This is a genomic window from Synechococcus sp. R55.8, from assembly GCF_047461895.1.
Taxonomy (GTDB): Bacteria; Cyanobacteriota; Cyanobacteriia; order Thermostichales; family Thermostichaceae; genus Thermostichus.
On sequence record NZ_JANSIB010000115.1, the window covers coordinates 1700 to 8494 of the forward strand.

The following is a 6795-nucleotide window of genomic DNA, read 5'->3' on the forward strand; positions in this document are numbered from 1 at the left end:
GGTCACGCCTGCCATCCACAGCTCCACGCAGGCTTGCAGAAGGGGGGGGATCCTGGCGGTTTCGGCGCCTTTCTCTGATTTTTTAGATTTTTCATCCGATAGCTGCCCCTCAACAGAGGGCTCGGTTCCGTCGGCGCCAACGGAAGGCAACTCGGCAGTTACCGCCAACATTGCTGCTCCCAAAATCATTACATGCAAAACCCCAACGGCTGCATAAAGGCGATCTGGCTCGACAGATTGCAACTCAGAGTTGGGAAATCGCCGCAAATACTCTGTCAGCTGTTCTTGGGCCTGAGAAAAACCCATCCGCAAGGCGCGACGATGTTCCTCAGAATAAAGGCCAGCCTCCCCGACCAGGGAGCGCACCAGTTCAGGATTATCGGCCAAAGCCCGAAAGCAGGTGTGGACATAGCGCAGGAGAATGGCTTGCAACCCAGAACCTTGAGAGGGGGCGGGATCCGCCTTCAGGGGCAGATCGGCTATGCCGGAAAAGACCCCCAGCTCCCCAAATACGGCCAGGAGTAACCCTTGCTTGGTGCCGAAGTGCCGAAACAGGGTGACCTCATTCACTCCGGCCAAATCCGCAATTTGACGGGTGGTGGTCTGGGTGATGCCCTGACGAACGAACAGCTCCCGAGCCGCATTCAGCAGCCTTTGCCGAGAAGAAGGACGTGCCATAGTGAGGAGAAAACCTGAAGAATTGCGGCGGGCTGCAAGTGACGCTTGCATTTACGGTGGAATACCGCTAGGCTTAATGTCAAGCGAGAGGATGTCGGCAGCGTTGCCTCTGCTCCTCTTCTTCCTGTGTAGCCAAGTTCATCACAGCGGAGCACATAGCAAGTCACCGCTGGCTATGGCGGTGTCTTCAGGGGTTTGACTCCGTTTTCACGTTGGGCCGCTGTTATCCGGCGGCCTTAACTTGGGCTTTGTGTTTTGGCTCTTTCCTAGTCAGTCTAGTCTACTTCTTCTTCTGAGGTTTTGTGGGTTCATGACCACTTCTTTTTCTCGCCAATCGCTGAATCATCCCGCTCCGCTCATTCAGCCCGAGCCCCAAGAATCCTTTCGGTTTGCTTGGGAACATGTGCTCTTCTTTGCCATTTTTCACGTGGTGGCTTTGGTGGGAGGCATTTTCTTCTTCTCCTGGCCCGCTCTGGGAGTAGCCCTATTTCTCCACTGGTGTTTCGGTAGCTTAGGCATCTGCTTGGGGTACCACCGCCTGCTCAGCCATCGTAGTTTCCAGGTGCCCAAGTGGCTGGAATATGTCTTCACGACTCTCGGTGCCCTGGCCGTTCAAGGGGGGCCGATCTTTTGGGTGGGCGGCCATCGTCAGCACCACGCCTTTACCGAAGATGAGCAAAAGGATCCCTATTCTGCCCGTAAGGGCTTTTGGTGGAGCCACATACTCTGGCTGATCTACCACCGCGAAGAGTTTTTTAACCCTGAGAAGTACTTTGCCCTTGCGCCGGACTTGGCTCGGGATCCCTTCTACCGCTGGCTGGATAGGTATGCTCTGCTTTTGCAACTGCCGTTGGCTGCAATACTCTACCTGCTGGGGGGCTGGTCATTCGTCGTGTACGGTATCTTTGTGCGGACAGTGCTGCTACTGCATTGCACCTGGTTGATCAACTCGGCCAGCCACTTCTGGGGTTACCGGACTTTCGAGAGCAATGACAATGCTCGTAACCTTTGGTGGGCGGCCATTCTAACCTATGGTGAAGGCTGGCACAACAACCATCATGCCGACCCGAAGTGCGTTAAGGCCGGTTTGCGCTGGTGGGAAATTGACATGACCTACTGGGCCATTTGGCTGTTGGCGAGATTGGGCCTGGCTCGTAAGCTGCACCTGCCTGCCCAAGGCCAAGCTGCTCGCTGAACTGGTTTTTCCCAGACCTTGCAGAGGAATCATCCGGGGATCCCTATCCCTAGGGATCCCTTTTGGGTTGCAGAGAGAGCTAGTCTTCTAAGGGGCTATGCTGCCACGCTCCATAGTGGTCAAGAATACGCTTAATTTGTTCTATGTCGGCATCGGGTTCTTGATGAATATGCAATGCCTCTATTTGGCTGTCTTGGTAGCGAAAGGTGGAGTTTTTTTTCCACTCCAGCTCGGTTTTCACCCCTGAAACACAAGCCAAATGGGCAGCCAATTCCCGATAAACCATCAGGGGCATAGAATCGTAGCGAATAGCGTAGCGCTTCATTTTGGGAGTGCTCACGAATGACAGCCCGATCAACGTAGCCCAGGGTATAACTCAAGACAACCCAAGTAACTTCCGGATTATGCAATCACTGCAAAAAGTAAAAGAGTCCTCTATGCAAAACTCTGGGGCGAGGACTTGACCGGCAAAACAGGATAGGACTAAGCAATTTTGTCATCGACCAAAGTGCAGCAGTTTACCTGATCTAGGCAAATCTTTCCCCACTGCAAGGCCCAGCGTACTAAGGCCACCCGATTTGCCGTTCGGGTCTTGCTCAAAATATTGCTGATGTGATTGTCAACGGTGCGCTTGCTGATCTCTAGGCGTTCCGCGATGTCCTGATTGGTCAGTCCTGCCGCAATCAACTCAATGACCTGCAGCTCCCGTTCGGACAACAAGTCTGCGGAATGATAGTCAGTACCCATTCCGAATGCCTGCTTAAGATGAACTGTAAAGATTACCTACCCCAATTCTAGGGGATCACCCCTGAGATGGATAGCCCTGCAGCAGGGAAATCTTGAGCGATTCTCGGCCAGACTCCGGCTGCAGGCCACTGATGCGAGCGTTTTCGGATAGGCTTCACAAGGGATCCAAGTGCTTCCGGGGCAGTTCCACCTGAACCCACAGCCCACCGGTTTGTGGGTGATTGCGCAGTTGGATGGTGCCCCCGTGAACTTCGACAATTTGTCGCACAATTGCCAGCCCTAGGCCGGTTCCGCCTTTGCTGCGGGCCCGCGCAGTGTCGGTGCGGTAAAAGGGCTGAAAGACCAACTCAAATTGATCTTCTGGCAGGCCGGGGCCGTGGTCGTACACCTCTAGCCGCACCTGGGATCCCTGCTCCGAAAGCACCACATGGATAGGAGAGTCGGGCTTGCCATACTTGACGGCGTTGTCCAAGAGATTGAGGATGAGGCGGTATAGGCGTTGCTCATCTCCCCAGAGGTAAATCTGGGACAATCCGCTCAGGTGCAGTTCCTGGTGTCGAGGCTTGGCCAACGGCTCTACACTTTGCCAGGCCTCGCTCACCAAACTTGCCAGATCCACCCAACGCCATTGGGAGCGGGATGCGGCTCCCAAATTGAGGGCGCTGAGTTCGAGCAAGTCTTGAACCAAATGGCTCAGGCGCAGAGTTTCATTTAGCAATCGTTCCACCCAGACTGCTTGAGCGGCATCGACCCGGCTTTGTAAAGTTTCGGCCAGCAAGCGAATGGAGGTGAGGGGGGTTTTCAGCTCGTGAGCCACATCCGAAGCCCAGCGATCCCGCTGTTGGGCCAGCATTTTTGCTTCCAGCCGGTCTTCTAAAAAAATGGCCACGTGCGCTTGCGGCAGGAGCAACCCCCAAGCCCGCAGCGGAATCGGTTTGCCATCCCCACCGGAAGGGTAGAAAATCCATTCGCGACTTTGGACAGGAGCAGCGGTCTCCTGTCGGCGGGTAGCCTCGATGAGCTGATCCAACTCATAGGAGCGCACCCATTCCAGCAAGAGCTTGATGCCCGGCTGCCATTGGCTGATGCGCAGCAGGCGCTGGGCGGCAGGATTGCACTCCAGCACCACGTTGTTTTCGTCTACCCGCAGATATCCCCAAGGGAGCCGCTGACTCAGGTATTGCCAGTTTTGCAGTTGCTGTTTTTGGTTGGCCCAATCCAGATCTTGTTGGCGAAGATAACGGCTGAGCAAGCTGAGCATCTGTTCCAGGGAGTGGAGGGGCATGGCCAGATGCACCAGGGATCCCAACCGCTGCAATTCGCATCTGAAACGGCGCCGAGTCTGCCACAGCAGGAGCAACGTGCAAAGCAAACCGATTCCCAACCCGATCAGGATCCCGGCTTCCAGTCCCATGTTCCCACCACCTTTGCTGCCATTGTCGCTCAGGGAAGCAAGAGTGGAGGCGAAAGCCCGGTTGCCGGCCTCTTATCGACGATGTACGAGGGTGGTACTGGCTTGGTCGGTGGGCACAAGCAAGATCTCGCTGATGTTCACGTGGGGGGGACGGGTTGCCGCAAACACCACCACTTCAGCCACATCCATCGCCGTCAAGGGGGTGAGGCCCTGATACACTGCTGCCGCACGGGCGCGATCCCCACGGAAGCGCACTTGGCTGAACTCGGTTTCCACCAGGCCCGGCTGAATCTCGGTGACGCGAATGGGGGTGCCCAGTAAATCCAGCTTCAGCCCCTCGGAGATGGCCCGCACGGCGGCCTTAGAAGCGCAATACACAGCGCCACCTGGGTAGGTCTGCCGACCGGCAATGGAGCCGATGTTCACCACATGGCCTCGACCTCGCTCCACCATGCCGGGCAAAACGGCGCGGGTAACATAGAGCAGACCCTTGAGGTTGGTATCGATCATCTCTTCCCAGTCTTGCAAGGCCCCCATGTGGAGCTTGTCCAAGCCACGACTTAAACCTGCATTGTTGACCAAGATGTCGATGTTGGCCCACGGCGAGGGCAAAGATTGAAGCGCCTGCTGCACGGCTGCCCCATCCCGCACATCCAAAGCCAGCAGGTAGGAAGGAGTGCCGTAAGCCTGCTGCAATTCCCCAGCCAGTTCCTGCAGCCGATCCTGACGGCGGGCCACCAGAATCAGGCGGGCTCCAGAACGGGCAAAAAGGGTGGCACAAGCGGCCCCAATGCCGCTACTGGCTCCGGTGATGAGCACGATGGAGTTTTCGATCATCATTTGCTAATTCAAATGCTGTGATTTCAGTTGGGTTGAGTCGGAGAAAAATGGACAGCCACCTTCAGCTTCCTCGTCAGTTCGAGGCTACAGCCATTCTAGAGTTCGAGCCACTTCCCCAGGGGGGAGCCTGGGATCCAGCAAACGAATCGTTTCTCTGCCGTTCGGTAGCGACCCTACCGCTCCCTGCAAGAGCCTAAAGAGAGCGCTCCAGCAGCTTGACGCAAGCATACAGAGTATCCAAATGGGGAGTGGGCACCCCCACCAAACGCCCCAACTCGGTGATGGCTCCCACAATGGCCTCGATCTCCGTCCGTCGCCCCAGCTCAACATCCTGCAGCATCGAGGTGCGATGGGATCCCACGCGGGCTGCATCTTCTAGCCGCTCTTCCAAAGAGACCGGCAGCCGGATCCCTAGAGCTTGGGCTACAGCCTCAACTTCCTGCATCACCGACCGAACCAAAGCACGGGTGGGTGGGTATTGGGCAATTTCATCTTGAGCAGCCCGGGTGAGGGCGCTGATGGGATTGAAGGCGGCATTGCCCCACAGTTTCTGCCAGATCTCGGCCCGAATCTGCGAGGTGAGGGTGGTGGAAAGCTGCGCCTGTTCAAAGATGGCGGCCAAGGACTGCAGCCGTCCTGACAGGGATCCATCCGGCTCCCCCAGAATGTAGCGCCCACCCCCTGTGTGCAAGACCACTCCTGGCTCTGCCAACTGCACGGCGATATACACCACACAGCCGATCACCCGCTCTATCGGCAGATGGGCAGCGATAACCCCTTCTGGATCCACGGAAGTCAGGGAATGCCCCTCAAACTCGCCCCCATGCCGGTAAAAGTACCACCAGGGGATACCATTCTGGGCAATCACAATGGGGGTGTCTGGGCCACACAGGGATCCCAGCCGAGGGGCAAGCTGCGGCAAGCTGTGGGCCTTGACCGTCACTATCAGCCAGTCCTGTGGGCCCAGGGCAGCCGGATCGTCGGTGGCTGTCAACCGCTCTACCCAGGTTTGGGAGGGATCCCCCTGCCGGATGAGCTTCAGACCTTGGGTGCGGATGGCCTGCAGGTGAGCTCCACGGGCCACGACACTGACGGGAAAGCCAGACCGAGCCAGGCATATGGCCAAGTGACTTCCCACCGCCCCGGCGCCAACGATACAAATCTTCATGAGTTTATCATCTTTCCGCCACCCACCTCATATCCAGGTGGCCAATTGACATGGAATTGACATGGGGCTGTAACAAGGCCCGATACCGGGCCCGGGAGAAATCCTCGACAGCTTTACTCTGCCCCCCCTTGGGTCACCCTTAGGATCCCATATCCAAGTGCCACGCCCACCAGGGTCAGCACAATGCAGAGTCCAGCAATGGTGAAGATCTCGCCAGCCATAGATTCAGCTTCCTCGCAAATGGGATACATCGCCTTCTCAGGATATCGGATCCCAAGCCCTGGCCTTCACTCCAAGGGTGTAGCGGCCCAAACCTAGCTCCTGGAAAAACAGGCGTTCTCTTGGACTTGATAAGACCCGGCTATCCACCTCTATAATGAAAGCAATTTACAAGTCTTTACCGGCATAGGCTAAATTGTAATGCCTACAGCCGTAAAACTTGTCCGGTGGCTCTCGAATGCTCTGTTGGGCCTCGTGAGCCCTGGAAACGGTTCTCGATAGGGTCTTGGAGCGCTGGGAATTCTAACCCACTGGAAAGTTCCCAGGCAGTTCTCGCCAAAGAGCCGTTCAAAGAAACTGAGGCAAAAGACCCGAGGGTTGAGTCTTTATACCTAGGCTCCGCTCTTGCTTCGAAGAAGCAAACTTTGTAGTTTCATTAACGTCCTCATTCATTTAGATGTCTTTAAGGAGTAGTTCAGATGACCATAGCGGTAGGGCGCGTGCGTCAGGAGCGAGGATGGTTCGACATCGTCG

At 56.3% G+C, this 6795-nt stretch carries 8 protein-coding genes; 1 reads left to right on the forward strand and 7 read right to left on the reverse strand.

Annotated features, from left to right (window positions below; all coding sequences use genetic code 11):
- Nucleotides 1–678, reverse strand: a 678-nt coding sequence (locus tag NW829_RS10840) for a TetR/AcrR family transcriptional regulator (protein WP_414407751.1), incomplete at its 3' end; no start/stop codon positions are given.
- A 310-nt stretch (nt 679–988) separates the two neighbouring features.
- Here NW829_RS10840 and NW829_RS10845 point away from each other — a divergent pair.
- A complete protein-coding gene (locus NW829_RS10845) occupies nt 989–1873 on the forward strand; it encodes an acyl-CoA desaturase (RefSeq protein WP_414343318.1) in 885 nt (294 codons plus the stop codon).
- A gap of 79 nt (nt 1874–1952) precedes the next feature.
- Here NW829_RS10845 and NW829_RS10850 read toward each other — a convergent pair whose 3' ends face one another.
- The 6 genes from NW829_RS10850 to NW829_RS10875 form a co-directional block, all read right to left on the reverse strand.
- On the reverse strand, nt 1953–2198 hold the full coding sequence (locus NW829_RS10850; RefSeq protein ID WP_414417067.1) for a hypothetical protein: 246 nt from the start codon (nt 2196–2198) through the stop codon (nt 1953–1955).
- A 158-nt stretch (nt 2199–2356) separates the two neighbouring features.
- Nucleotides 2357–2620: a helix-turn-helix domain-containing protein gene (locus NW829_RS10855; RefSeq protein ID WP_011432496.1), complete on the reverse strand. Its 264-nt coding sequence runs from the start codon at nt 2618–2620 to the stop codon at nt 2357–2359.
- 154 nt (nt 2621–2774) lie between these two features.
- Nucleotides 2775–4034, reverse strand: a complete 1260-nt coding sequence (locus tag NW829_RS10860; protein WP_414417068.1) for a sensor histidine kinase — start codon at nt 4032–4034, stop codon at nt 2775–2777.
- Between the two features lie 72 nt (nt 4035–4106).
- On the reverse strand, nt 4107–4874 hold the full coding sequence (locus NW829_RS10865) for an SDR family oxidoreductase (RefSeq protein WP_414399620.1): 768 nt from the start codon (nt 4872–4874) through the stop codon (nt 4107–4109).
- Between the two features lie 193 nt (nt 4875–5067).
- Complete coding sequence (locus NW829_RS10870; protein ID WP_414417069.1) at nt 5068–6042, reverse strand: ketopantoate reductase family protein; 975 nt, start codon at nt 6040–6042, stop codon at nt 5068–5070.
- A gap of 113 nt (nt 6043–6155) precedes the next feature.
- The gene (locus NW829_RS10875; RefSeq protein WP_414329137.1) at nt 6156–6263 is read right to left on the reverse strand and encodes a PetM family cytochrome b6-f complex subunit 7; all 108 of its coding nucleotides are present in this window, start codon (nt 6261–6263) and stop codon (nt 6156–6158) included.
- Between the last annotated feature and the right edge of the window lie 532 nt (nt 6264–6795).

Excerpts from the sequence above, each read along its gene's own strand:
- NW829_RS10845 (WP_414343318.1), top strand. The coding sequence starts at position 989 with ATGACCACTTCTTTTTCTCGCCAATCGCTGAATCATCCCGCTCCGCTC.
- NW829_RS10850 (WP_414417067.1), bottom strand. The coding sequence starts at position 2,198 with ATGAAGCGCTACGCTATTCGCTACGATTCTATGCCCCTGATGGTTTAT.
- NW829_RS10855 (WP_011432496.1), bottom strand. The coding sequence starts at position 2,620 with ATGGGTACTGACTATCATTCCGCAGACTTGTTGTCCGAACGGGAGCTG.
- NW829_RS10860 (WP_414417068.1), bottom strand. The coding sequence starts at position 4,034 with ATGGGACTGGAAGCCGGGATCCTGATCGGGTTGGGAATCGGTTTGCTT.
- NW829_RS10865 (WP_414399620.1), bottom strand. The coding sequence starts at position 4,874 with ATGATGATCGAAAACTCCATCGTGCTCATCACCGGAGCCAGTAGCGGC.
- NW829_RS10870 (WP_414417069.1), bottom strand. The coding sequence starts at position 6,042 with ATGAAGATTTGTATCGTTGGCGCCGGGGCGGTGGGAAGTCACTTGGCC.
- NW829_RS10875 (WP_414329137.1), bottom strand. The coding sequence starts at position 6,263 with ATGGCTGGCGAGATCTTCACCATTGCTGGACTCTGCATTGTGCTGACC.